This window comes from Aeromonas sp. A04 (genome assembly GCF_047780465.1).
GTDB classification, from domain to species: Bacteria; Pseudomonadota; Gammaproteobacteria; order Enterobacterales; family Aeromonadaceae; genus Aeromonas; species Aeromonas bestiarum.
The window spans coordinates 207,214-231,048 of record NZ_JBLNHP010000002.1; the positions used below are offsets into that span (position 1 = coordinate 207,214).

18 protein-coding genes and 11 tRNA genes are annotated in these 23,835 nt (G+C 61.8%); 3 read left to right on the forward strand and 26 right to left on the reverse strand.

Features of this window, described 5'->3' with window-relative positions; translation table 11 throughout:
• Positions 1-370: 370 nt before the first annotated feature.
• The 9 genes from ACM3N8_RS08745 to pnuC all read right to left on the reverse strand — a co-directional run bounded on the left by ACM3N8_RS08745 (position 371) and on the right by pnuC (position 10,563).
• A complete protein-coding gene (locus ACM3N8_RS08745) occupies positions 371-1,507 on the reverse strand; it encodes an MFS transporter (RefSeq protein WP_290017776.1) in 1,137 nt (378 codons plus the stop codon).
• A gap of 10 nt (positions 1,508-1,517) precedes the next feature.
• Positions 1,518-3,077 (reverse strand): ABC-F family ATP-binding cassette domain-containing protein, encoded by a 1,560-nt coding sequence (locus tag ACM3N8_RS08750; RefSeq protein ID WP_290017773.1) that lies wholly within the window; start codon positions 3,075-3,077, stop codon positions 1,518-1,520.
• Positions 3,078-3,457: 380 nt separating this feature from the next.
• Positions 3,458-5,248: a hypothetical protein gene (locus ACM3N8_RS08755; RefSeq protein ID WP_290017770.1), complete on the reverse strand. Its 1,791-nt coding sequence runs from the start codon at positions 5,246-5,248 to the stop codon at positions 3,458-3,460.
• Positions 5,249-5,672: 424 nt separating this feature from the next.
• Positions 5,673-7,286 (reverse strand): alpha-glucosidase, encoded by a 1,614-nt coding sequence (locus ACM3N8_RS08760; RefSeq protein WP_290017966.1) that lies wholly within the window; start codon positions 7,284-7,286, stop codon positions 5,673-5,675.
• A 188-nt stretch (positions 7,287-7,474) separates the two neighbouring features.
• On the reverse strand, positions 7,475-7,855 hold the full coding sequence (locus ACM3N8_RS08765; RefSeq protein ID WP_290017769.1) for a DUF1622 domain-containing protein: 381 nt from the start codon (positions 7,853-7,855) through the stop codon (positions 7,475-7,477).
• Between the two features lie 78 nt (positions 7,856-7,933).
• A complete protein-coding gene (yqfB, locus tag ACM3N8_RS08770; RefSeq protein WP_290017768.1) occupies positions 7,934-8,251 on the reverse strand; it encodes a N(4)-acetylcytidine aminohydrolase in 318 nt (105 codons plus the stop codon).
• Positions 8,252-8,285: 34 nt separating this feature from the next.
• A complete protein-coding gene (locus tag ACM3N8_RS08775) occupies positions 8,286-8,957 on the reverse strand; it encodes a Crp/Fnr family transcriptional regulator (protein ID WP_416015989.1) in 672 nt (223 codons plus the stop codon).
• A gap of 161 nt (positions 8,958-9,118) precedes the next feature.
• Positions 9,119-9,844: a nucleoside phosphorylase gene (locus ACM3N8_RS08780; RefSeq protein WP_098983011.1), complete on the reverse strand. Its 726-nt coding sequence runs from the start codon at positions 9,842-9,844 to the stop codon at positions 9,119-9,121.
• Positions 9,841-10,563, reverse strand: coding sequence for a nicotinamide riboside transporter PnuC (gene pnuC, locus ACM3N8_RS08785; RefSeq protein WP_290017763.1), 723 nt, complete (start codon positions 10,561-10,563; stop codon positions 9,841-9,843). Before pnuC ends, ACM3N8_RS08780 begins: the two co-directional genes overlap by 4 nt.
• Positions 10,564-10,858: 295 nt before the next feature.
• Between pnuC and ACM3N8_RS08790 the strand changes: the two genes are divergently transcribed.
• Positions 10,859-12,691 carry an SLC13 family permease gene (locus ACM3N8_RS08790; RefSeq protein WP_290017760.1) on the forward strand — a complete coding sequence of 611 codons (1,833 nt, stop codon included), beginning with the start codon at positions 10,859-10,861 and terminating at the stop codon, positions 12,689-12,691.
• Positions 12,692-12,875: 184 nt separating this feature from the next.
• Here ACM3N8_RS08790 and ACM3N8_RS08795 read toward each other — a convergent pair.
• The 17 genes from ACM3N8_RS08795 to lolB all read right to left on the reverse strand — a co-directional run bounded on the left by ACM3N8_RS08795 (position 12,876) and on the right by lolB (position 21,273).
• Positions 12,876-12,959: transfer RNA gene (locus ACM3N8_RS08795), tRNA-Leu, on the reverse strand.
• Between the two features lie 8 nt (positions 12,960-12,967).
• Positions 12,968-13,044 (reverse strand) — tRNA-Met (locus tag ACM3N8_RS08800).
• A 35-nt stretch (positions 13,045-13,079) separates the two neighbouring features.
• Positions 13,080-13,154, reverse strand: a tRNA-Gln gene (locus ACM3N8_RS08805).
• Positions 13,155-13,171: 17 nt separating this feature from the next.
• Positions 13,172-13,248: transfer RNA gene (locus tag ACM3N8_RS08810), tRNA-Met, on the reverse strand.
• 38 nt (positions 13,249-13,286) lie between these two features.
• A tRNA-Gln gene (locus ACM3N8_RS08815) sits at positions 13,287-13,361 on the reverse strand.
• Between the two features lie 47 nt (positions 13,362-13,408).
• Positions 13,409-13,483: transfer RNA gene (locus ACM3N8_RS08820), tRNA-Gln, on the reverse strand.
• A gap of 146 nt (positions 13,484-13,629) precedes the next feature.
• Positions 13,630-13,704: transfer RNA gene (locus ACM3N8_RS08825), tRNA-Gln, on the reverse strand.
• A 47-nt stretch (positions 13,705-13,751) separates the two neighbouring features.
• A tRNA-Gln gene (locus ACM3N8_RS08830) sits at positions 13,752-13,826 on the reverse strand.
• A 47-nt stretch (positions 13,827-13,873) separates the two neighbouring features.
• Positions 13,874-13,948: transfer RNA gene (locus ACM3N8_RS08835), tRNA-Gln, on the reverse strand.
• A gap of 13 nt (positions 13,949-13,961) precedes the next feature.
• Positions 13,962-14,038 (reverse strand) — tRNA-Met (locus tag ACM3N8_RS08840).
• 235 nt (positions 14,039-14,273) lie between these two features.
• Positions 14,274-15,365, reverse strand: coding sequence for a redox-regulated ATPase YchF (gene ychF, locus ACM3N8_RS08845; protein ID WP_098983018.1), 1,092 nt, complete (start codon positions 15,363-15,365; stop codon positions 14,274-14,276).
• Positions 15,366-15,597: 232 nt separating this feature from the next.
• The gene (gene pth, locus ACM3N8_RS08850) at positions 15,598-16,194 is read right to left on the reverse strand and encodes an aminoacyl-tRNA hydrolase (protein ID WP_098983020.1); all 597 of its coding nucleotides are present in this window, start codon (positions 16,192-16,194) and stop codon (positions 15,598-15,600) included.
• A 197-nt stretch (positions 16,195-16,391) separates the two neighbouring features.
• Positions 16,392-18,380, reverse strand: coding sequence for a bifunctional metallophosphatase/5'-nucleotidase (locus tag ACM3N8_RS08855; RefSeq protein ID WP_290017755.1), 1,989 nt, complete (start codon positions 18,378-18,380; stop codon positions 16,392-16,394).
• A gap of 99 nt (positions 18,381-18,479) precedes the next feature.
• Positions 18,480-19,427, reverse strand: a complete 948-nt coding sequence (locus tag ACM3N8_RS08860) for a ribose-phosphate pyrophosphokinase (protein ID WP_033131039.1) — start codon at positions 19,425-19,427, stop codon at positions 18,480-18,482.
• A gap of 311 nt (positions 19,428-19,738) precedes the next feature.
• Positions 19,739-19,813 (reverse strand) — tRNA-Gln (locus tag ACM3N8_RS08865).
• Entirely contained in the window at positions 19,793-20,662 is an 870-nt protein-coding gene (ispE, locus tag ACM3N8_RS08870) for a 4-(cytidine 5'-diphospho)-2-C-methyl-D-erythritol kinase (RefSeq protein ID WP_274453659.1), read from the reverse strand. Before ispE ends, ACM3N8_RS08865 begins: the two co-directional genes overlap by 21 nt.
• Before the next feature lie 26 nt (positions 20,663-20,688).
• Entirely contained in the window at positions 20,689-21,273 is a 585-nt protein-coding gene (lolB, locus tag ACM3N8_RS08875) for a lipoprotein insertase outer membrane protein LolB (RefSeq protein WP_274453660.1), read from the reverse strand.
• A gap of 121 nt (positions 21,274-21,394) precedes the next feature.
• Here lolB and hemA point away from each other — a divergent pair, with 121 nt between their 5' ends.
• Together hemA and prfA are read left to right on the forward strand one after the other, a co-directional pair.
• On the forward strand, positions 21,395-22,651 hold the full coding sequence (gene hemA / locus ACM3N8_RS08880) for a glutamyl-tRNA reductase (protein ID WP_043135619.1): 1,257 nt from the start codon (positions 21,395-21,397) through the stop codon (positions 22,649-22,651).
• Positions 22,652-22,704: 53 nt separating this feature from the next.
• Complete coding sequence (gene prfA / locus ACM3N8_RS08885) at positions 22,705-23,793, forward strand: peptide chain release factor 1 (protein ID WP_005317010.1); 1,089 nt, start codon at positions 22,705-22,707, stop codon at positions 23,791-23,793.
• Positions 23,794-23,835: the final 42 nt, after the last annotated feature.

Genomic DNA, 23,835 nt, shown 5'->3' on the forward strand with positions numbered 1-23,835 from the left:
AGGCAACCGGCCATGGATAGGTCGCAGGCATAGTAAGAGGGTTGGAGAGAAGGCATCAAACGGGATAAATAATCAGTGAATACATCTTTTATTCATTGTCCGCACCCAGAACGCAATGGGATCTATTTGCCTCAGCGCATTTGGCGGTGGATATGAGCAAGCTGAAATGCGCTTTTTACGTCAGATAAATCAATAAATTAAGAGGCTTCATCGCGAGAGCTGAGCCTGGTATGAGGGGCAGCGAGTATGGTGTGAGTGGGAAGCGTGCGGGCTGGCAGTGCCGACACAGTGAGATATGGGGCCGCCGATCCTGGCGGATGGGCGACCCGTGTACGGGATGGGCGTGGGCCCGGAGTATGCGCTCCCTTTTTCAGCCGGCGGGCTTGACGGGGCGCAGCAGTGCAATGGCGCTGCCGAACAGCAGCATGGCCAGCAGCGCCATGGCCAGGGGCCCGGCGCTGTAGGCGAACCCGGCGACGGCGGACCAGAGCGCGACCCCGAGGTGCATCATAGTCATCGCCAGCGACATCAGCATGCCTCTGTGAGCGCTGGAGAGCTGCGCAATATAGCCCTGCAGTGCCGGCGAGCCTATGCCGCCCGCCAGCGCCCACAGCAGCAGTATCGGCAGCATGAGTTGCCCGGCCGGAGAGAGATAGAAGCAGACGCTGACCAGCAGGCAGACCATCAAGGCCAGGCGCATCAGGGTACGCCCGCTCTCGACCCGGCCAGAGAGGCGGGGCATCAGCAGGTTGCCGGCGACGCTGATGACGCCAAGCAGGGCGTACAAGCCCCCCACGGACCCGATAGACCACTCCTGGGTATCGCGCAGGTGCTGACCGACGAGATTGAACAGACCTATGCCGCCGCCAAGGCCCAGGCACATGGCCAGCAGGGCCCCGACCGCGCCCGGGATGGCCAGCAGGCGGGGGCCCTGGTCCTCCTGATGCGCAGCCGATTTTTCTGCCGGATCTTGACCGGCGGGCAGCAAGGCCTGCGCCGCCGCCACACCCCAGGCGCACACGCCGAGCAGGATGAAGGCAGCGCGCCAGGAGAGCCATTGGGTCAGCAGAGCCCCGACGGCCGGGCTCGCTATCATGCCCAGGGTCAGGCCTGCCTGGACCCAGGCAATGCGCTTCATGGCATCTGTTCCCGCGCTGTCTGCGGCCATGGCAAAGGCGATGGGCAGCATGCCGGCACTGGCGAGGCCGGTGAGCACCCGGCTTGCCAGCCCCCATTCAAAGCTCTCCACCAGACCCGTGACCACAGAGGCGGCGCCAAACAGCAGGGTGGCAGGCAGCATCACCTTCATTCGGCCCAGACGATCCGAGAGGGTGCCCAGCAAGGGGGCTATCATCGCCAGCGCCAGGCTGTAGGCCGTGATGAAGAGGGTCACACGCTCGGGCTGGACCCCCAGCTCCCGGCCTATGGGCGCCAGTATGGGACCCAGCATAAGTTCATCGGCACCCACCAGAAATGCAATCAAGAACAGCAATATTTTCAATAACATATCTTCTACCTTAACGATACTCAATGTGGTCGGCGGCGGTGAGGGACGGGATCTCCACCACCCGATCCGGCCAGTGGGCGACGAACTCCCGTTCGTGGCAGACCAGCACCACGGTACCTGGATAGTCCTGCAATGCCTGTTGCAGGGCCGCTTTGACACCGGCATCCAGGTGCGTGGTCGGTTCATCCAGCACCAGCAGGTTGCTGGGTTGCAGGGCTAGTTGGCACAGCTTGACTCTGGTCTGCTCGCCACCACTGAGGGAGGCAATCGGCTGCACGGCCTGCTTTCCCGTGATGCCAAACCGCGCCAGATGCTGCCGGGCCGCCTTGTCATCCACGCCCGGGCACACAGCTTTCACCAGATTGACAGGTGTGGCATCCGGGTAGCGCCAGCACAGCGCCTGCTCGAAATAACCGAGCTTGAGCGCCGGTGACAGGGCGAGCTGACCGGCCAGCGCGGGCAGTTCACCCACCAGGGTTTTCAGCAGGGTGGACTTGCCTATGCCGTTGAACCCGGCAATCACCAGCTTGTCGCCACGGCTCAGGGTCAGCGAGATGGGCGCCAGCAAGGGGCCTTGATAGCCAATGACCAGTTTCGAGGCGGCGATCAGCTGCTGGCCATTGTGCGGGGCCGAGCAAAACGAGAAGGAGAGGGGCTTCTCCTGCCCCGGTGCGGCCAGCCTGTCTATGCGTGCCAGCTGCTTCTTGCGGCCATTGGCGATGCTGGCATTGACCCCGGCCCCGTTTTTGTCGATGAACCGTTCCAGCTTGTCGATATGTCGCTGCTGCGCCAGATATTGCCTCCCGTGGGCGGCATCCTCGCTGGCTTTCTGGGCCATGGCCTTGTCGACATTGCCCTTGAATTTGCGGATTTGCTGCCTGTCTATGTCGCAAATGGCCGTGGCAATCCGGTTCAGGAAGGTCTGGTCGTGGGAGACCAGCATAAAGGCTCCCTTGAAGCCGCCCAGATAGTCCGCCAGCCAGTCGAGGTGACGGGTATCCAGATAATTGGTCGGCTCGTCCAGCAGCAGGACATCCGGCGCGAGCAACAACAGGCGGGCCAGCATGACCTTGTGCCTTTGTCCGCCGCTCAATTCCCCCAGCCGGGTATGCATGCCCAATGGCGTGATCCCCAGGCCATCAGCCACCGCATCTATGCGGCTGTCGACCTGATAAAACGACCGGTTTTCCAGGCCGGCCTGAAGGGTGGCGGCGCGTGCCAGATGGCGGGTTTGGGCACTTTTCGCCGGGCAGGCGTAGATGGCCATCATCTCGGCCTCCTGCCGGTAGAGATCCGCAAAGGCGGATTGCAGCTGATCGCGCACCCTGGTCTGCGGATCCATCTTGCCATGCTGATCCAGATAACCGAGGCGCACCGCGGGCTGCCAGAGGATGTCGCCTCCGTCGGGCAACAGCTCCGCCTGCAGCAGTTTCAGCAGGGTGCTTTTCCCCGCGCCGTTTTTGCCCGTGACGCCGATATGCTCGCCGGCGAAGAGGGTGAAGTTGGCCTGCTGGTAGAGGGTCTTGTCACCCAGGTGACAAGTCAGGTTTTGAATGGTGAGTAAACTCATGGTGCTACATCCATAAAAAACGGGGGGCGGTACTTGGCGTACCGGCCCCCCGTTTCAAGCAATATTGAAACTTTGTCCTGAATATCAGAAACAAAAAGGCCGGCGATGAAGCATCTCGCCGGCCTGAGTCTCCTGTTTTCATCAGATGCGGGGCCGCCTCCCTGTGAGAGGGCATGCACGCAGCTGATGAAGATTCAGAAGAGGGATGGCTCCGGGCAACACTTCATCGTGTTAGTGCACGGAGCACAGCCTCCTGACAGAGCATTTGAACAGGATGTACAACATGGAAAAGCGGTCCAACAAAAATTCTGGTCGCAAAGTACACAGAACCCGCCTGCGAGTCAAATGACCATCGGTTGAACATTTGACCCAAGCGCTCGCTACTCGTGGTGCAAGGTGATGCAATCCAGGCCACCGCTGCCCCTGAGCAGGGCCTCCGCCTGATTCAATCCGTCCCTGTGGCTACTGGCCGCCTGACCCACGAAATAGGTGGTCAGCTCGGGCACCTCGCGTTTCAACCAGGCGCCGAAGGCCTGATTCAGGGGGGCTATGCTGGCGGCGTTGGTGATGTAGAAGGGTTGCTGCGCCGTGCCCATGATACCGTTCATCCAGTTCACCGCCCGCTTGTTCACGCTGAAGGCGCCCGGGGTGGCGATGGGGGTCAGACCGGCGTCGGTCAGCTGCTGCCGGATGAGAGCATGGATCTTGTGCCAGCGCTCGGCCTGTTGCCGCAGGCTGGTAAGCGTCTCGGTGAGGTCCTGGCGTTCACTGTCGCTCAGGCTGCCGTCGCTGGTCAGTACCTGCTGGATCAGTGCCTCGCCGGCCGCAGGATCGTTGAACAGGATGCGGCCATCGGCCAGCGGGCGCATGGCCATGTCGAGGTGAAAACCGGGTTGGGCCAGGATCACCAGATCGCGCTCGGCCACCTTGAGCTCCTGCGCCATCAGGCGCTGGCTGATGGCCATCATGGCGAGGAAACGGCGGGTCTGCTCATCCAGCTCTACGCCGGTCAGCCCCTGGCGCTGGTAGCCGCCGGCCTGCAGCATGCGTCCCAGCCGGGTCAGGGTGGCGGCATCGGCCTGCAGTGTTTGCAGCTCGTTCTCTATCTGGTCATCAGCAAAGTCAGAGTGGAGATCGGCGGTGACCACCAGGCTGGCGTAGTCCTGTTTCAGCTGAGCCAGCAGATCGAAGGAGGCCGGCAGCGCCTGACCATGGAGCGCGCGATAGCGCTCGGCGATGAGGGCGCCCTGCTGCTGGCTCAGAAACATCCGCCCCTGTGCGGCCTGCCGGCTGTCCCAGTCCACTTGGTACTGCGCCAGCTCGGCCTTGGCGCGCGCGGTCCTGGCATATGCGTGGCGCTGCTCGGCGCTCAGATCCCGGGGCAGCAGGTTGGCTGCCTCCAGCAGTATGAGGTCAATCTCGGGATCATGGCCGTTCTGCACCGTATGGGGGCTGCCCAGCCACTCGCGCTCGATCAGTTGCAGGCGAAAGTCACCGTCGCGCTCCATGGTTTCCTGCCGGGTGGCGATGCGCTCCCGATCCAGCCGGCTGTGGTGCAGAGTGGTCTGCAGCAGGGCGTCGCGACCTATCAGGGCATAGGGGGTACCGTCGGCGCGCTGGCCGGTCAGCATGTTGCCGCCATCTATGATGGAGAAGGTCGGGAGAAGCTCGCGCCCCTGTTCGCTGGCAAAGCTGTCGGCCTGGGCCAGCATGCCATCTGTCAGCCCCTGGGAGTCCTGGCTGCCCAGGCTGTGGTGCCCCTCCTGCTCGGCCTGCGGGCTCTCTGGGGTCAAGGCGGTGACGAAGGCGTGGTAGCTATCCTTGTCGGCCAGCGGTGCCCGGGGGCGGAAGACGAGGGCGCCATCCCGTGACAGCCACATGTTGTCCTCGGTCCAGGTGTACATGTCGCCATGGGTGTTGACCGAGAATCCCTGCTGCCTGCCGATCTGCTCCAGCTCCGCCACCAGCTCGGGCTCGGTCTGAATTGGCAGATGAAGCTGGTGGATCCGGTTGCCCAGATCGTCCTGCGCCAGCTGGAAGGTGCGAGCGAGGGCGGGCGTCTCTGCTCCAGAGCCGGCCAGCGGGTCGTCCGGGAACATGATGGGGGTTGCCGTGGCCGAATTGAGCCAGAAGAGGGTCGAGATGGCGAGCGCCACTCCGGTTTTACGCATGGTGTTTACCTTTTGTTATGGCGGGATACCTATCCCGCGAGCCTGAACGTCGGCGTGCAGCTGAGTGCCGCATGCTTCGGATGGAAACCATAAGGAGTCAGCGAAGAACCACAAGGGCGCAAATCTGAATTGACTTTTAACCCTGACTAAACAGCGTTGAATATCGTCGTTTGATGATAAAGGTGTCGTTTTTGATGGCGATTATTTCCAATTAAAACAGTGTGTTGAACTATTTCAATTGTCGATAGCAAGACGAGGTCGGATATTGCCTGGCAAGGCTGTTCGGGCCTGAAAATGCGAAGTTTTTAAGTGAGTAAATCGCCGGGGCACCTCGGCAGCCCAGGGCGAGGGGAATCATCAGGGGGTGAGGCGCAGGGGCCGCCCCCGCGTGGCGGAGGCTGGCGCCGAGCGATGGTCTTGCCCGTTACTCACTTGCCTGCATCAGCCAGACGGCGGCCTGATAGGGGGCGAAGGTGGCCGTGGGCGCATCCGGGTAGTTGCCCATCAGCAGGGTGGCTCCCCTTTCCACCAGCTCAAGATGGGGCATGGGCAAGGTGTCTGCGGTGAGATTGGCGAGCAGCAGCAGGGTGTGCCGCTTTCCGCTTGCCGGATCCTGCCAGTGGCGGCGGTAGCCGATGCGCAGCGGATCGTCACCATCGAGCAGCTCGAAGTCGCCGTGGCGAATGACGGGGTGGGCCTTGCGCAATTCGATCAGCTGGCGATAGCAGTGAAACAGCGAGTCGGGGCGGGCCAGCTGCTCGGCGGCATTTATCTCGATGTGGTTGTCGTTGAGCGCTATCCAGGGGGTGGTTGTGCTGAAGCCCGCGTGAGGGCCGGCATCCCACTGCATCGGGGTGCGGGCGTTGTCGCGGCCGATGGCATCCAGCCGTCGGCTCAGCTCGGCAGGAGCCAGCTCCGGCTGGCTGGCACTGTAGTGGATGGCCTCCACGTCGCGCAGCTCATCGGTTTGCCAGTGGCGGTTGGTCATGCCGAGCTCCTCCCCCTGATAGATGAAGGGAGTGCCCTGCATCATGTGCAGCACCATGGCCCAGAGCTTGGCACTCGGCTCGCGCCACTTCGGCCTGTCGTCGCCAAAGCGGGAGACGGCGCGGGGCAGGTCGTGGTTATTGAGAAACAGGCTGTTCCAGCCCTGGCCGTGCAGCCCCTGCTGGTGGCGGGCCATCGCCCGCTTGAAGGCGAGAGGGTCAAAATGCGACGCCCACTTGTCCTGCCCCAGCCCCAGGTGTTCGAAGTTGAACACCATGCTGAACTCGCTGCCATTCGGGCTCGAATAGTGCTGCATGTGGGCGAGATTGGCTCCCCAGGTCTCACCGACCGTGATGATCCCCTTGTTGCCGAAGCTGGCGGCGTTGAGCTCGCGGATATAGTCGTGCAGGCGGGGGCCGTTGCTCATGGCAAGGGGCGACCATGTCTTGCTCACCATGTCGATCACATCGAAGCGAAATCCCTTGATTCCCTTGCCCAGCCAGAAGTTGATCACCCCGGCCATCTCGGCGCGCACCGCCGGGTTGTCCCAGTCCAGATCGGCCTGGCTTATGTCGAAGTTGTGCAGATAGTAGCGATCAAGCTCTGGCACATACTCCCAGCCGCTGCCGCCAAAGATGGACTCCACCGGGTGGGCATCGACAAAGGCCTGGTCCCTGAACACGTAGTAGGCCTGATAATGGGGATCCCCCGCCAGGGCGCGCTGGAACCACAGATGCTCGGTGGCTGTGTGGTTGGCGACTATGTCCATCATGATGCCGATGCCGCGGGCGGCCGCATCGCTGATCAGCTGTTCCATCTCGGCCAGGGTGCCGAAGGCGGGGTCTATGGCGCGGTAGTCCGCCACGTCATAGCCGTTGTCCCGCTTGGGGGAGCGATAGACAGGGGTGAGCCAGAGCAGGTCGACCCCCAGGGTCGCCAGATAGTCCAGGCGCTGGCGGATGCCCTTGATGTCGCCCATGCCGTCGCCATCGCTGTCCTGAAAGCTCATGGGGTAGATCTGGTAAATCACGCAGGTGTCGAGAGGCGTCATGGTGCGGGTCGGCTGGGGAAGGGGTAACCCCATTCTAGGCGCTCCGGGTTGGCCTCAACAGGGCGGGGGAGTGGCTGAAAAGGGTTCCATAAGTGACTGATTTTCAAAAGTGAGGGGAGGGTCACAATACCGCCATCCTGTGCCGGGGCAGGGATGGCGGCGCCTTGGCGCAAGCGGCTTCGGGCGTGTTATTGGGCGACCCTGGCTGGTTCGCCGTGCTGCTCCTGCTGGCGCTCAGCCTGCGCCTCCAGCTCCTTGCCGAGGAAATAGTTCAGGAAGGTGCGGATCACCGCAATGATGGCGAGGCGGATCAGCTCCTCCTTGCTCGGCGCGACTGTGGTGGCCAGTATGTCGGCGGCGAGCTGGAACTCCAGCGCCAGAATGAGCCAGCTGCCGAAACAGAGGCGGATACGGGGGAAACCGGGGGCGTGATCCCGGACTCGTGCCGCCAGCCAGAGCGTCTTGCCAAGCCCTATCACCACGCAGGCGATGGAGATGATCTCCAGCAGCAGCTGGAACAGCTCGACCCCGTGCATCATGCCCTCTTTCAGGCTCGCTATCTCAAACACGTTCGGCTTCTCCACGATTCAAAAGGAACACTATTAACATATTGCTCGACCAGGGCCAAACCCGGTTCGGGTCATCAATCAGGCAATCAGTTTGAATTCAATCACATAGAGTGGTGGCAGGGCGGGATAGATATCTCTGATCACCTGCTTGAGTTCGGCGAGGGTCATGTTCTCCTGGCGGGCGTGTTCCTCGCTCAGTTCATCGAAGGCGACCGCATTGACCGAGAGCACTTCTATGGCGCCGAACGGTTGCTGTTCGGGATTGGTGAAGAGTGAGAGCCGCTGGCCGGGCTGCCATTGGGCTTCGCTTTCGTCGCGTATGGTGATGGTCTTGCGGCCGGCCTGGATGTCGGCGACGAAGCGGCTGAAGAAGGTGAATTCGGGATAGGTAGACATGGATGCTCCGATAGGGGTGAAGAGTGAATCGAGATTAAAGGTCGAGATAGGCGCGCAGCCTGGCCAGATCGGCGATGCTGGGGCCGTCAGCGCCATCGCACACTATCCCCTGTTCGACTAGCTCCTTGAGGGCGCGGCGGTAGACGCGCTCCGTGGTGCCAAAGCGCGCCGCCTCGTGGGAGCGTTTGCGCGAGCCCAGCATGGGGGTGCGCTGGCGCTCGCGCCACAGTTCAAAGGCGATGTTGTAGGCGATGGGGTGCAACAGGCGGCTGGTGGTGATGTCCAGGGTATCCAGATAGTCGCTGGCCAGGGCCGAGGCGAAGAACAGGGTCAGCTCGGGTTCGGCCAGCAGCCGCTGGGCCAGCTTGTGCGCACAGATGACGCTGGCATCCAGCTCTGTCTCGGCCACCACGCTCCACTGCACCGGGGTGGCGCTGAAGAACTCCATCTCGCCGAAGATCTGGCGCTGGCACGCTATCTCCCCGAGCTGAAACAGACGCCCCGAGTGCACGGCACTGTTGAGGGAGACCCGTCCCGTCTCCACCAGATAGAGGCATTCGCTCTGCTCCCCCTGGCGCATGATGGGCTCGCCCGGCAGGTAGCGGCGCAGAAACAGGGTGCAGGCCTCCAGCGCCGCGGCAAAGCGGGGTTCAAGCTGCTCAAGTTCGGCGTGAAAGCGACCGAGGGGATAGGGTTGTTGCTGCATGAGAAACCCGCGCGGGGAAACGAGGGCCATGAGGCTAGCAAGAGCGGGGGCCGGATGCCAGCGCCCGAGCCATCGAATGTGCCGGGCTTAACGTTTTGGCAGGGGCCGGCGGCGATGCCGGCCCCTGGGCTGATCAGATCCGGGTCTGGGGTGTGGCTGGCTTATTGCGCCAGCGCATGGAGCGCGGCGGCGATGGCCAGCCGCTCACCGGCCATCATGGCCGCCTCTGCGCTGGCGTAGTCGCTTACCCCCTGCTGCACGTCCTGCTCGAAGACCACCACGTTGCAGAGCACGGCGGCGACTCGCACCTTGCGCAGCCGACCGACGGTAAGCAGGGAGGCCGTCTCCATGTCCGCCCCCAGAAGGCCGCGTTCGTGCCAGTAGCGGCACACCGCCTGCTCGTCATCCCGGTAGAAGCTGTCGTGGGAGCGCACCAGGCCGTGCCAGTGAGGCTGGCCGCTGGCGGCGATATGGTCGAGCAGGGCGGCCTGCAGCCGAATGTCGGCGCAGGCGGGGTACTCGGGTGGCAGATAGGCCAGCGAGGCGCCCTCGTGGCGCACGGCCCCCTCCACCACGATGAGATCCCCCAGCGCCATCTCATGCTGCAGGGCGCCGGCGGAGCCGACCCGGATGAGCGAGCGGGCACCCGCCTGCACCAGCTCCTCCAGCGCTATGACGGCGGAGGCGCCGCCGATGCCTGTGCTGCAGACGGTGACGGGCAGCCCCTGATGATGGCCGTTGATCAGGCGAAACTCCCGGTTCTGGCCGAGCGACTCGCACCCTTGCAGCTGACTGGCGATGCGATCGACCCGGGCCGGATCGCCGCACAGCACCACCCGTTCGGCAATCTGATCCGGGCGGCATTGCAGATGGGGCAGCAGGCTCATGCGATCGCTTCCTGCTGCGGGCGTTTGGCGGCCAGCATCCAGAGGCGGGTGCCGTTGGCGGCGATGAACAGCAGGATCAGGTACTCCAGCGACATGGCGTAGACGCCCTGGGCGGCATAGACGCCGATGCTGATGATGTTGATGACCACCCAGAGGATCCAGTTCTCCACGTATTTGCGGGTCATCAGGATCTGGGCCACCACCGAGAGCACCGTCATGCTGGCATCCCAGAACGGGAAGGCATCGGGGGAGGGCTCAGGGGTAGCCAGGCCGGCCCCGAACAGGTTGAGCAGGGCGACCGAGGTGCGTGCCAGGGTGGCGAACACGGGGTCGATAAACAGGGTCAGCAGGGCGATGGCCAGCACGCTCAGGGCGGCGGTCACCATCAGCTTGGACTTGCTCAGCCAGCGGATCTGCAGGCTGTCACCCTGCTCGTTGGCGGGGCGGGTCCAGGCGTACCAGCCGTAGACGTTGGCGCAGAAGAAGAACAGCTGCAGCATCAGCAGGCCGTAGAGCTGGATCTGGAAGAAGATGATGGCAAACAGGCTGACGTTGATGAGGCCGAACAGGTAGTTGATGGTCTTCTCCTGGCTGGCGAACCAGATGCAGGCCAGGCCGAACAGGGTGCCGATGGCTTCAATCCACGACATGGCGTAACCGCTGCCCAGCGGTATGGTCACCAGGGTGTGATTGATGCTGAACCACTCGAATATGCTCATTTTCGTTTCCTTTGAAAATTTGGAAGAAGGGGGTGATCGGAACGGGCCTATTCTAGGGGCTGCGCGGGGGCCAACGCAGGACTTTTGTCCGAGCCGGCCTGAGCCACATCAAAGAATGGATAAAGGGTGACGGCAAAGGCTCGCCATTTTTGCGGACCGCAGGGGGCCCCGATATGCGATGATGGCCCTTGCCCTTTATTGATATGTAACAAACCGGGGCAGAACAAGCTGTGGTCTGATGGAGTCCGCCATTTCACCCATTGTGCAGTGGCGGACATGAACGAAAGGAGCAAGTGTGAATTCCGAACTGATCTGGGTCCTCTGCATGCTGGTGGGCGCCATCTATCTGTTTATTACCAACAAGGTACGCATGGACGTAGTCGCCTTGTTGATCATCATATTGTTTGTGCTGAGCGGCACCCTGACCCTGCCGGAGGCGCTGGCGGGGTTCAGCGATCCCAACGTCATTCTGATCGCCGCCCTGTTCGTGGTGGGGGAGGGGCTGGTGCGCACCGGCATCGCCTATCAGGTGGGGGACATGCTGGTGAAGGTGGCGGGCAGCAGCGAGATCCGCATGCTGGTGCTGCTGATGGTGGCCGTCTCCCTGCTGGGGGCCGTGATGAGCAGCACAGGGGTGGTGGCCATCTTCATCCCCGTGGTGCTGAGCGTGGCGAACCGGATGGGGATCCCGGCTGGCCGCCTGATGATGCCGCTCGGCTTTGCCGGCCTCATCAGCGGCATGATGACGCTGGTGGCGACCCCGCCCAACATGGTGGTCAACAGTGAGCTGATGCGCCACGGCATCCATGGTTTCGGCTTCTTCGGCTTCACCCCCATGGGGCTGATTATCCTGGTGATGGGCATCATCTACATGCTGCTGATGCGGGGTTCCCTGGTGCGTGAAGGGGAGGAGGGCAAAGGCAAGCAGGCGGGGCGCAGCACAATGCGCGATCTCATCCGCGATTACCGGCTGGCCGGGCGCGCCCGCCGGCTGGCGATCCGGCCCGACTCCCCCCTGATAGGCCAGACCCTGGACGAGTTGCAATTGCGGGCCCGTTATGGTGCCAACGTCATCGGGGTGGAGCGCTGGCGCAAGTTTCGGCGGGTGATGGTGACCGTCTCCGGCGTCACCGAGTTCCAGGCCAAGGACGTGCTGCTGATCGACATGTCCGACCCCGAGGTGGATGTGCGAGAGTTCTGCAGCGAGGCGCGGCTCGAGCCCATGATATTGCGCGGGGAGTACTTCTCCGATCAGGCGCGGGAGGTGGGCATGGCCGAGGTGTCGCTCATCCCCGAATCCCGTCTGCTCGGCAAGAGCATTCGCGAAGTGGCCTTTCGCTCCCACTACGGTCTGAGCGTGGTGGGGATCCGCCGCAACGGCGAGGCGCTGACCGGCAAGCTGGTGGATGACCCCTTGCAGATGGGCGACTCCCTGCTGGTGGTGGGCAACTGGAGCCTGATCCGCCTGTTGCAGACCCATAGCCGCGACTTCCTGCTGCTCGGCCTGCCCGCCGAGGTGGACGAGATGGCGCCGGCCCGCAGCCAGGCCATCCACGCCCTGATCTGTCTCGGGGTCATGGTGGTGCTGATGGTGACGGATCCCGTGCCCAACGTCATCGCGGCGCTGGTGGCCTGCCTGCTGATGGGCAAGTTCCGCTGCATCGACATGGAGAGTGCCTACAAGTCCATCCACTGGCCCACCCTGATCCTGATCGTCGGCATGCTGCCCTTTGCTCTGGCGCTGCAGAAGACCGGCGGGGTGGACCTGATTGTCGGCGGTCTGATCGCGGCCGTCGGTGAGATGGGCCCTCGCGTGATGCTGGCCAGCCTGTTTGCCCTGTGCGCCCTGATCGGGCTCTTCATCTCCAATACCGCGACGGCTGTGCTGATGGCGCCCATTGCGCTAGGTACGGCCCAGCAGATGGGGATCTCCCCCTATCCCTTTGCCATGACCATCGCCATCGCGGCCTCGGCGGCCTTCATGACGCCGGTCTCGTCACCGGTCAATACCCTGGTGCTCGGGCCCGGCAACTACAAGTTCGTGGATTTCGTACGCATCGGCGTGCCCTTCACCCTGCTGGTGATGGTGGTGAGCGTGATCGCCATCCCCTGGTTCTTCCCGTTCTGACCGGGTTGATCCAGGGAAAAGAGAGACAAGCGGCCTGCGGGCCGCTTTTTTGTCGCTCCGCATGAGCTCGGGTGGCGGCAGAGCGAGGGGGGAGCGAGGCAGAGACAGGATGGCAAGAGGATAGAGGGCGAAAAACGGGCACAAAAAAACCAGCCTGAGCTGGTCTGTTTGGTACTGCTATTAATGGTGCGGAAGGAGAGACTCGAACTCTCACGCCTAGGGCGCCAGAACCTAAATCTGGTGCGTCTACCAATTTCGCCACTTCCGCAATATTAATGGTGGCTATGACGGGATTCGAACCTGTGACCCTCGCATTATGAGTGCGATGCTCTAACCAACTGAGCTACATAGCCGTCTTGTATGCGACCGGGTCGTCTACAAGTAAAAATGGCTGGGGTACTAGGATTCGAACCTAGGGATGGCGAGATCAAAACCCGCTGCCTTACCGCTTGGCGATACCCCAACTGAACAACTGCAAAATGGTGGCTATGACGGGATTCGAACCTGTGACCCTCGCATTATGAGTGCGATGCTCTAACCAACTGAGCTACATAGCCATCTGTCATCAACCACTAGGTGGAAGAGAACGAGATAATGGCTGGGGTACTAGGATTCGAACCTAGGGATGGCGAGATCAAAACCCGCTGCCTTACCGCTTGGCGATACCCCAACAGTGCTCTTCAACAGCCATGTGACTGGTCAAAGAACTTTTAAAAATGGCTGGGGTACTAGGATTCGAACCTAGGGATGGCGAGATCAAAACCCGCTGCCTTACCGCTTGGCGATACCCCAACAGTGCTCTTCAACAGCCATGTGACTGGTCAAAGAACTTTTAAAAATGGCTGTGGCACTAGGATACGAACCTAGGAACGTTGACGAGATTAAAACCTCTTACGTTCACCACAGCTATCACCGACGAGGTCGATGACGGGTAAAAATGGCTGGGGTACTAGGATTCGAACCTAGGGATGGCGAGATCAAAACCCGCTGCCTTACCGCTTGGCGATACCCCAACAGCGCTCCTCGACAGTCATGTGACTGGTCAAAGAACTTTTAAAAATGGCTGGGGTACTAGGATTCGAACCTAGGGATGGCGAGATCAAAACCCGCTGCCTTACCGCTTGGCGATACCCCAACAGCGCTCCTCGACAGTCATGTGACTGGTCAAAGAACTTTTAAAAATGGCTGGGGTACTAGGATTCGAACCTAGGGATGGCGAGATCAAAACCCGCTGCCTTACCGCTTGGCGATACCCCAACTGAACAATTAATGGTGGCTATGACGGGATTCGAACCTGTGACCCTCGCATTATGAGTGCGATGCTCTAACCAACTGAGCTACATAGCCAACCGTGCTTCCAGTGAGTCGTTGCCTCGTCACTGTGCGGGCCGAATTATGCGTATCTGGCTCTGGGGCGTCAACCCTTTTTTTGCCAGAAAAACCGAATTTGGGTGCGTTTGGCGAGTTATTGGTCGCTGTCGTGCAAAAGCCCAACAATCTGGTTTTTTTTACGACATTTGCCGGAAGATACGGCGTTATGCCAGATAAAAGAGAGGCCAGCAAATGCTGGCCTCCCATGGGATTAGACGTTGAACAGGAAGTTCATGATATCGCCATCTTTGACGATGTAGTCTTTCCCTTCGGCGCGCATCTTGCCTGCTTCCTTGGCGCCTTGCTCACCCTTGTAGGTGATAAAGTCTTCGAAGGCGATGGTTTGGGCGCGAATAAAGCCTTTTTCAAAGTCGGTGTGGATCTTGCCCGCCGCTTGCGGTGCTGTGGCGCCGACCGGAATGGTCCAGGCACGCACTTCCTTCACGCCGGCGGTGAAATAGGTCTGCAGCTTGAGCAGCTCGTAACCTGAGCGGATCACCCGGTTCAGGCCCGGCTCTTCGATGCCAAGATCTGCCATGAACTCGGCGCGATCATCGTCATCCAGCTCGGCGATGTCAGATTCGATGGCGCAGCAGACCACCACCACAACCGCGTTCTCGGTAGCGGCGATTTCACGCACCTTGTCGAGGAAGGGGTTGTTCTCGAAACCGTCTTCCGCCACGTTGGCGATGTACATGGTGGGCTTCAAGGTCAGGAAGTTGAGGTGGCTCACGGCGGCCAGCTCATCCTTGTCCAGCTTCATGCCACGGATCATCTGGCCGTTTTCCAGGGCGACCCGGATCTTCTCCAGGGTTTCCACTTCCAGCTTGGCATCCTTGTCGCCGCCCTTGGCGCGCTTGGACTGGCGGTGAATGGCGCGCTCGCAGGCGTCCAGATCCGACAGGGCCAGTTCGGTGTTGATCACCTCGATGTCGTCGGCCGGAGAGACCTTGCCGGCAACGTGAATGATGTTCTCGTCCTCGAAGCAGCGCACCACGTGGCCTATGGCTTCGGTTTCACGGATGTTGGCCAGGAACTGGTTGCCCAGACCTTCGCCCTTGGAGGCACCGGCAACCAGACCGGCGATGTCCACGAATTCCATGGTGGTCGGCACGACACGCTGGGGATTGATGATGGCCGCCAGCTGGTCGAGACGCGGATCCGGCATGGGAACCACACCCGTGTTCGGCTCAATGGTGCAGAACGGGAAGTTGGCGGCTTCGATGCCGGCCTTGGTCAGCGCATTGAACAGGGTGGATTTACCTACATTGGGCAGGCCCACGATACCGCATTTAAAACCCATGGATTGTTACCTTATTGATGGATGCTGTTGAGGGCCGCTTAACCTGTTCACGCTCTTACTGCGAGGCCGTGATCAAGGCTCATGTGCTGCTCGGAATCCTCACGTATGCCTATACGCTCCGGTTCCTGCGCTGCGCTTCACCTTGCTGACGACCTCTCGTCACAGTGCGTGGACAGGTTCTTGGGCGACCCTGTCATATTGTGCGAGCCTGACGCGTGTCAGGCATCTGTATTCAGACTTTTTCGGCCTTGAAGCTGTGCAAGCGATTCATGGCCTTGGTCATGTCTTGCTTGAACAGGATATCGGTGGCGCGCAGGGACTCATCCAATGCGGCCTCGATCAGGCTCTGTTCACTGCTTGGGGCCTTGGTCAGGACGAATCCGGCCACCAGCTCCTTGGCGCCGGGATGGCCTATCCCGAGGCGCAGCCGGAAGAAATTATTGTTGTTGCCCATCCTGGCAATGATGTCTTTGAGGCCATTATGACCACCGTGACCACCACCTTGCTTGAACTTGGCGATGCCGGGGGGCAGGTCCAGTTCATCGTGGGCCACCAGTATGGCTTCCGGTTCTATCTGGTAGAAACGGGCCAGCGCCGCCACGGCCTTGCCGGAGAGATTCATGTAGGTGTTCGGGATGAGCAGACGCACATCCTGACCTTCCACCTGAATGCGGGCCGTGTGGCCGAAGAACTTGGGCTCTTCGCGCAGGCTGACATTGTGCCAGCGAGCCAGCTGCTCCACATACCAGGCGCCCGCGTTATGGCGGGTCTTGGCGTATTCGGGGCCGGGATTGCCCAGTCCCACGATCAGTTTGATTTGGCTTGTCACGCTTGATGTCTTCACTCGCTGCTTGCAATGGGCAGACTGCCCAAGGCAATGGGACGCAATATTCTAGCCGCCGACTGGCGATCACTCAACCAAAGCTCGGCAACCGTGAGGGAATAACCGCTGATCGGGTTGCCAATGGCAGCAAAACGGGCCCCTTGTCGAGGCCCGTGCAGGTCGGTGTTGGCTGGGGTGGCGGCTTATTTGGCCCGCAGCAGCGTGACCGTCTCTTCCGTCAATGCGGTCAGGGTCGGCCGCTGCTCTCGCACGTATTGCACGAAGGAGGCCGCATCCGTGCCGCAGTTGACACCGCTGGCCTTGCAGTCGAGTTGCTGACCCGGCGCATAACGGGCGCTCAGCTGATCGCCGCTCTGCTCCACCTTCTCGATGGGGAAGCCGGTCAGCTTGCCATCCACCCAGGCGAGATCCAGCCGCTCGGCCTGCTGGCGCTGGGCGCGGGCGAGCGCCTGCCAGCCGTCATTGCCATTGGCACTGTAGGCGTTCATCACCACCCGGTAGCGCTGGTCATCGACCAGATCCTGCCACTGCCCTTCGGTGCTCTGCCATTGCAGTCGGGTCAGCTCGCCACGCTTGCCAGGCACGGTTTCGGTGAAGGTGTAACGCAGGTGGCCGCCGTAGGGGAACTTGCCGGCGTGGGCGCTGGCAGGCAGGGTGGCCGTGATGGTCTCGGTCAGCAGGGCGCGTACCTCGGCACCGGTCAGGGTCAGCACGGAGAGCTGATTCTTGAACGGCAGCAGGGTGAGCGCCGCGTCCCCTTCGCGCAACTCGCCGGCGGGCAGATCGGCGCGCACGCCCCCCACCGCCAGCAGGGCGAAGTGGACAGGGCCGCCGGTCAGGGCCTGCACTGCCGGGGTGTTGGCCCAGTAGTATTGGCCTTCGGCCACCAGGGGGGCGATGTCGGAGCCGTGGCTGTCGCTGCCGTTGTCGCCGGGGCGGCGGGCATTTTGCAGCGCCGCCGGCAGGGTGGCGATGACGGGCCCGAAGGCCTGCTCCAGTGCCGGCTTGTAGTGGCTGTCGATGATGCCGCGCAGACGCGGGTCTTCATCCACAGTCACCAGGTTGGGCTGGGCATCGATGAACTTGCCCGCCTGCTTGCCACGCGTCTCATCCAGCACCTGCTTGCGGGCCGGATCGGCGAAGAAGTCGCGGCTGGCCAGCAGCTGGTTCTGGCCCTTGCAGGCGATGACCCGGCCCTGGCCGTCGAAGCTGACCCGGGCCAGGCCGATGGCCTGGGCGTAGGAGCCCGCCTGCACCACACAGGTCAGGCCGACGCCGTCCGGATTGGTGACCAGCTGGGCGTATTCGCCTGTCTTGCCCCAGCCGATGTTGCTGAAGTCGCCGAGCAGGCTGTGGGAGTGGCCGCCGACGATGGCATCTATCCCGTTCACCTCGGCCGCCAGCGCGAGATCCCGCTGGTTGCCGATATGGGTCAAGGCGATGACGTGGTGGATCCCCTTCTGGCGCAGCAGATCCACGGTCGCCTGGGCCGAGGCGACCTCCTTGCCAAAGCGCAGCTTGCCGACGTTGGGGGAGATGTTGGCCATGTCTTCCAGCACCAGCCCCATCACGGCGACCAGCTGCTTGCCCTGGGGCAGGTTGTTGAGATCGGTGACCGGGCTCTTCCGGTTGCCTTCGAAGGCATAGACCACGAACGGCTTGAGGTTGGTGGCGTGGCGCAGATCCGGGTCGTCACGGGTGTCCAGGTTGGCGGCCAGTATCGGGAAGTTGACCCCCTGAATGAAGCGGGCCAGCTTGTGGTTGTCGAGATCGAATTCGTGATTGCCCAGGGCCATGGCATCGAGCCCGAACTGGCTCAGCAGCTCGGCATTGGCCATTCCCTCGTTGAGCTTGAAGTAGCCGCTGCCCTGCCAGGCATCGCCACCGTGCAGCAGCAAGAGCGGCTGGTTCTTGGCAAGCGCTTCGGCCTGAAAGGATTTCGCCATGGTGAGCAGGCGCGGATAGCCGCCGAAGCGGGTGTAGAGGGTGTCGGTTTCCCCCTGCTTGCCAAAGATGGGCCCCTTCAGCTCGGCGTTGACCGGGTCAAACTGGGAGTGGGTGTCGTTCATGTGCGCCAGGGTCAGCACGAAGGGCTGGTTTTCTTTGCCGGGCTGACAGGCGAACAGGAAGCTGCAGAGGACGAGGAGCAGCAGCGGGCGCAAGCGATTCATGGATCTATCCTTAACCTGCCGGGGCAGGGCAATACCGGGTGTAACTGGGCTAAAAAGACAAAAACCGCCAGCTGGCGGTTTTTGTCACAACGGCGTCTATCAATGCTCAAACATGGCAGAGATGGACTCTTCGTTGCTGATACGACGAATGGCTTCCGCCAGTACGGTTGACAGGGTCAGCTGCTTGACCTTGTCGACCGCCTTCATCTCCGCGGTGAGCGGGATGGAGTCGGTGATGATCAGCTCGTCGATGACCGAGTTCTTGATGTTTTCCACGGCGGAACCGGAGAAGACCGGGTGAGTGGCGTAGGCGAATACACGCTTGGCGCCGCGCTCTTTCAGGGCTTCCGCGGCTTTGCACAGGGTGCCGCCGGTGTCGATCATGTCGTCGACGATAATGCAGTCGCGGCCGGCTACGTCACCGATCAGGTGCATGACCTGGGAGACGTTCGGGCGGGGACGACGCTTGTCGATGATGGCGATGTCGGTATCGTCCAGCAGCTTGGCGATGGCACGGGCACGTACCACGCCGCCGATGTCCGGCGACACAACCACGGGGGATTCGAGGTTCTTGGACTGCATGTCTTCCAGCAGCACAGGGCTGCCGAACACGTTGTCGACCGGGACATCGAAGAAGCCCTGGATCTGCTCGGCATGCAGGTCAACGGTCAGCACACGGTCCACACCCACGCTGGAGAGGAAGTCGGCGACAACCTTGGCGGTGATGGGTACACGGGCGGAGCGGACGCGGCGGTCCTGACGGGCATAACCAAAGTAGGGGATAACGGCAGTAATACGGCCAGCTGAAGCACGACGCAGAGCATCCACCATGACGATCAATTCCATCAAATTGTCGTTGGTCGGGGCACAGGTGGATTGAATGATGAAGATATCGCCACCGCGTACATTCTCATTGATCTGTACGCTGATCTCGCCGTCGCTAAAGCGACCTACGGCAGCATTGCCGAGTTTGATAAACAGGCGATCTGCGATCTTCTGGGCTAGTTCCGGCGTTGCGTTACCAGCAAACAGCTTCATGTCAGGCACGGTTTGAAACCTCGGGGTTGCATCCAGTATGTGGGGGAGTCTGATTCAGACCCGTATCGTTTTGGGGCAAACGATTTATCAAGTTGACGGGTCAGGCCACTATAGGCTGCTTTCAGGCTAGGTGCATATCGTTACATGTTTCAAATCGGATGGCTGTCGCGTTTGCAGGCAGCCGTCATCCAGGAGATCGATGACCTCTTTGCGAGTGACAAGGGGACGATAATGGTTGCAGACGGGCTTGACGAGATTGCGCTCTGTCAAGATCCTCTGCGGCCGATTTACCGACACACCCGTGTCAATCACCAAGATAATGGCTGGGGTACTAGGATTCGAACCTAGGAATGGCGAGATCAAAACCCGCTGCCTTACCGCTTGGCGATACCCCAATCACTGATTTGTTGCAATGTCACGAACAGTGGTGATATGTTCTCGCCCTTGGCGACAAACCCATCCCATCTCTTCGGCACTTTTGCCAACACTTCCCGAGCAGCCTCTTCGTCTTCAAATTGAGCAAAGACGCAGGCTCCTGTGCCCGTCATTCTTGACGGCGCGTATTCTAGCAACCAGCCGAGCGCATTGGCAACCTCGGGGTGGCGCTTTTTCACCAGCAATTCGCAATCGTTTTTCCACTCGCCTTCCAGCAGGTTGTGAAATGCCATTTTCGGCGTCGCTCTGGGCAGGTCCGGATCCTGGAAAACGGCGGCGGTGGCCACATGGCAATCGGGCTTGAGCACCAGATACCAGGCGCTTGGCAATTCGACCGGTTGCAGTCGCTCGCCCACCCCTTCCGCAAAGGCGGCACGGCCGCGCACAAACACTGGTACGTCGGCCCCCAGCTGCACGCCAAGCTCCGCCAGCCCGTCTTCACTCAAGCCCGCCTGCCAGAGATGGTTCAGGGCGACGAGCGTGGTGGCCGCATCCGAGGAGCCGCCGCCTATGCCGCCGCCCATGGGCAATACCTTCTCCAGCCGGATGTGGGCCCCCTGCGGGCTCGGCAGCCGTGCCTGCAGCAGGCGGGCGGCGCGTATGATGAGGTTCTGCTCATCGGGCACGCCGGGAATGGCCGGGCTCAGGGTGAGCAGGTCCGTGTCTGGCAGTGGCTCGAATTCGAGCCAGTCGCCGTGACTGAGGAAGATGAACAGGGTCTGCAGCTCGTGATAGCCGTCCGGACGACGGCCATTGACGTGCAGGAAGAGGTTGAGTTTGGCCGGTGCGGGCCAGCGAGTGGCTGTCATTGTCGCCTCCTTGTCAGTCGCAGCCATCAGCGAACGAGCGTCCATTGGTTGATCTGCAACTTGAGGCGGCTGCCCTGGCCCGTCATGGTCAGTTGGTGCGGCAGGCGGTAGCCGTCCTGATCCCGGTAGTCGCCGTAGACGATCTGCCACTGGCCGTCACGTACGCTGGCCAGGCTGCTGTCGGGATTGAGTTCGAACTCGGCCTTGCCCGGCAGCCCCTTGATCCACTCCGGCAGCCCCTGCACCGGTATGTTCCAGCCGGTGAGCTGATAGACGAGCGCCTCGGCATCCTGGCTCTGGTGCGGCTTGCCCTCGTTGTCGATCAGGGTTATCTCGCCCTTGCTGCGGGAGAGCTCCAGTATGTGGGTGCCGACTATGCTGCTCAGGTTGAGGCGATAGTCGTCCCCATCCTGCTGCCAGTTGACCCGGGCGCTGCCCTTCTGCTGGACCGTGATGATGGCCATCTTGCCCGACAGCTGCCAGTGGGTGAGCTGCTCGAGACGGGCCCGCTCCTGCTGCCAGTTGACCTGATCCCGCTGGGGTTGGGTGGTGGCACAACCGGCCAGCAACAGCAGGCAGGCGAAGGTGAAAATACGCAACAACAAGGTCATGCTCCAGATACGGGGATTTGCCACAGTATAAGGGGCGGCCGTATTGCTTTTAAAGCCTTACCCTTTCTCGTACAATTGACGGCCTTTACTCCCAGCGCACAGATACGATCACCACCCACTCATGAGTTTGCTTGCCCTCGGAATCAACCACAACACCGCCAGTGTCGCCTTGCGGGAGCGGGTCGCGTTCGGCCCGGACTGCATCGATCGCGCCCTGCGTGAGCTGGTCACCCAACCCGGCGTAAGCGAGGCGGTGATCGTCTCGACCTGCAACCGCACCGAGCTTTACTGCAGCCTGGCGCAGGGGCAGGGGGAGCAGGTACTGCACTGGCTGCAACGTTTCCATGCCCTGGACGCGGCCGAAGTGGTGTCCGCCATCTACCAGCACTGGGACGAAGAGGCGGTGCGTCACCTGATGCGGGTGGCCTGCGGCCTGGATTCCCTGGTGCTGGGGGAGCCGCAGATCCTGGGGCAGATCAAGCAATCCTATGCCCATGCCCAGCAGTCCGAGGCGGTGAAGGGGTCGCTGGAGCGGCTGTTCCAGAAATCCTTCTCCGTGGCCAAGCGGGTGCGCACGGACACCGAGATAGGCGCCAGCGCCGTGTCGGTGGCCTTTGCCGCCGTCAGCCTGGGTCGCCGGATCTTCTCCGATCTCTCCCAGACCAAGGTGCTGCTGGTCGGTGCCGGCGAAACCATAGAACTGGTGGCTCGCCATCTGCGCGAGCAGAACGTCACCCAGATGATGGTGGCGAACCGTACCCTGCAGCGGGCCCAGCTGCTGGCCGAGGAGTTCGGCGCCCGGGTGATGACCCTGGAAGAGATCCCCGATTATCTGCATGAGGCGGACATCGTCATCAGCTCGACCGCCAGCCCATTGCCCATCATCGGCAAGGGCATGGTGGAGCGCGCCCTCAAGGCCCGTCGCTTCAAGCCCATGTTCCTTGTGGATATCGCCGTGCCGCGGGATATCGAGGCCGAGGTGGACGAGCTCTCCGATGCCTACCTCTACACGGTGGATGACCTGCAGGGCATCATCGAGCAGAACCTGGAGACCCGCAAACGGGCCGCCGCCGAGGCGGAGCTCATAGTGCAGGAAGAGCGCGATGAGTTCATGGGCTGGTATCGCAGCCAGCATTCGGTGGACCTCATCCGCGATTATCGTCATCAGGCCCAGCAGGTGGCCGATGAGGAGTTGCAGCGCGCCTTGCTGGCCCTGCAACAGGGCGAGAATGCCGAGCAGGCCCTCAAGGCCATGGCGCACCGCCTCACCAACAAGTTGATCCACGCACCGACCCAGGCTTTGCGCCAGGCGGCGGCCCAGGGGGATCACCATCAGCTCTCCCGCCTGCGTCAGGTGCTGGGATTGTCACCAGAGTAATTGTTCGGGGTGGCCGGCTGGCGGCCCCTTCCTCCATCGAGAAAACAAGATTTATGAATCCGTCACTGATCAGAAAGCTGGAAGGCCTCATCGAGCGCCACGAAGAAGTACAGGCCATGCTCGGCGAGCCCGGGGTGGCCTCGGATCAGGATCGCTACCGCGCCCTGACCCGGGAATATGCCCAGCTGGAAGATATCGTTCACGCCTTCCAGCGTTTCCGCCAGGCCGAAGAGAACCTGGAGGCTACCAAGCTGATGCTGGAAGAGGATGACGCCGACCTGCGCGAGATGGCGCAGGAGGAGTTGCCGCTGGCCAAGAGCACGCTGGAGGAGCAGGAGCAGGCACTGCAGGTGATGCTGCTGCCGCGGGATCCCAAGGATGACAACAACTGCTACCTCGAGATCCGGGCCGGTGCCGGCGGTGACGAGGCGGCCATCTTTGCCGGTGACCTGTTTCGCATGTATTCCCGTTACGCCGAGCGTCAGGGCTGGCGCATCTCCATCGTCAGCTGCAACGACGGCGAGCACGGTGGCTACAAGGAGGTGATCGCCAAGGTGGACGGCGAGCACGTCTACGGCCGCCTCAAGTTTGAATCCGGCGGCCACCGGGTGCAGCGGGTACCCGAGACTGAATCCCAGGGCCGGGTGCACACCTCCGCCTGTACCGTTGCCGTGCTGCCGGAAGTGCCGGAAGCCGAGCAGATCGAGATCAATGCGAACGACCTGAAGATAGATACCTTCCGTGCCTCCGGGGCCGGTGGTCAGCACGTCAACAAGACGGATTCCGCCATCCGCATCACCCACCTGCCGACCGGCCTGGTGGTGGAGTGTCAGGATGAGCGTTCCCAGCACAAGAACCGCGCCAAGGCGATGTCCGTGCTCTCCGCCCGCCTGCAGGCGGCCGAGGATGAGCGCCACCGCGCCGCCGAGCAGAGCACCCGTCGCAACCTGGTGGGGTCCGGCGATCGCTCCGAGCGTATCCGCACTTACAACTACCCGCAGGGCCGCCTCTCCGAGCACCGCATCAACCTCACCCTCTATCGCCTCGGCGAGATCATGGAGGGGGATCTGGACTGCATCATCAGCCCCATGATCCAGGAGTATCAGGCCGATCAGCTCGCCTCCCTGGCGGAAAACAGCTGATGCAGCCCGTTTGTGCAGATATCGCCGTCACGGCGATGGCGT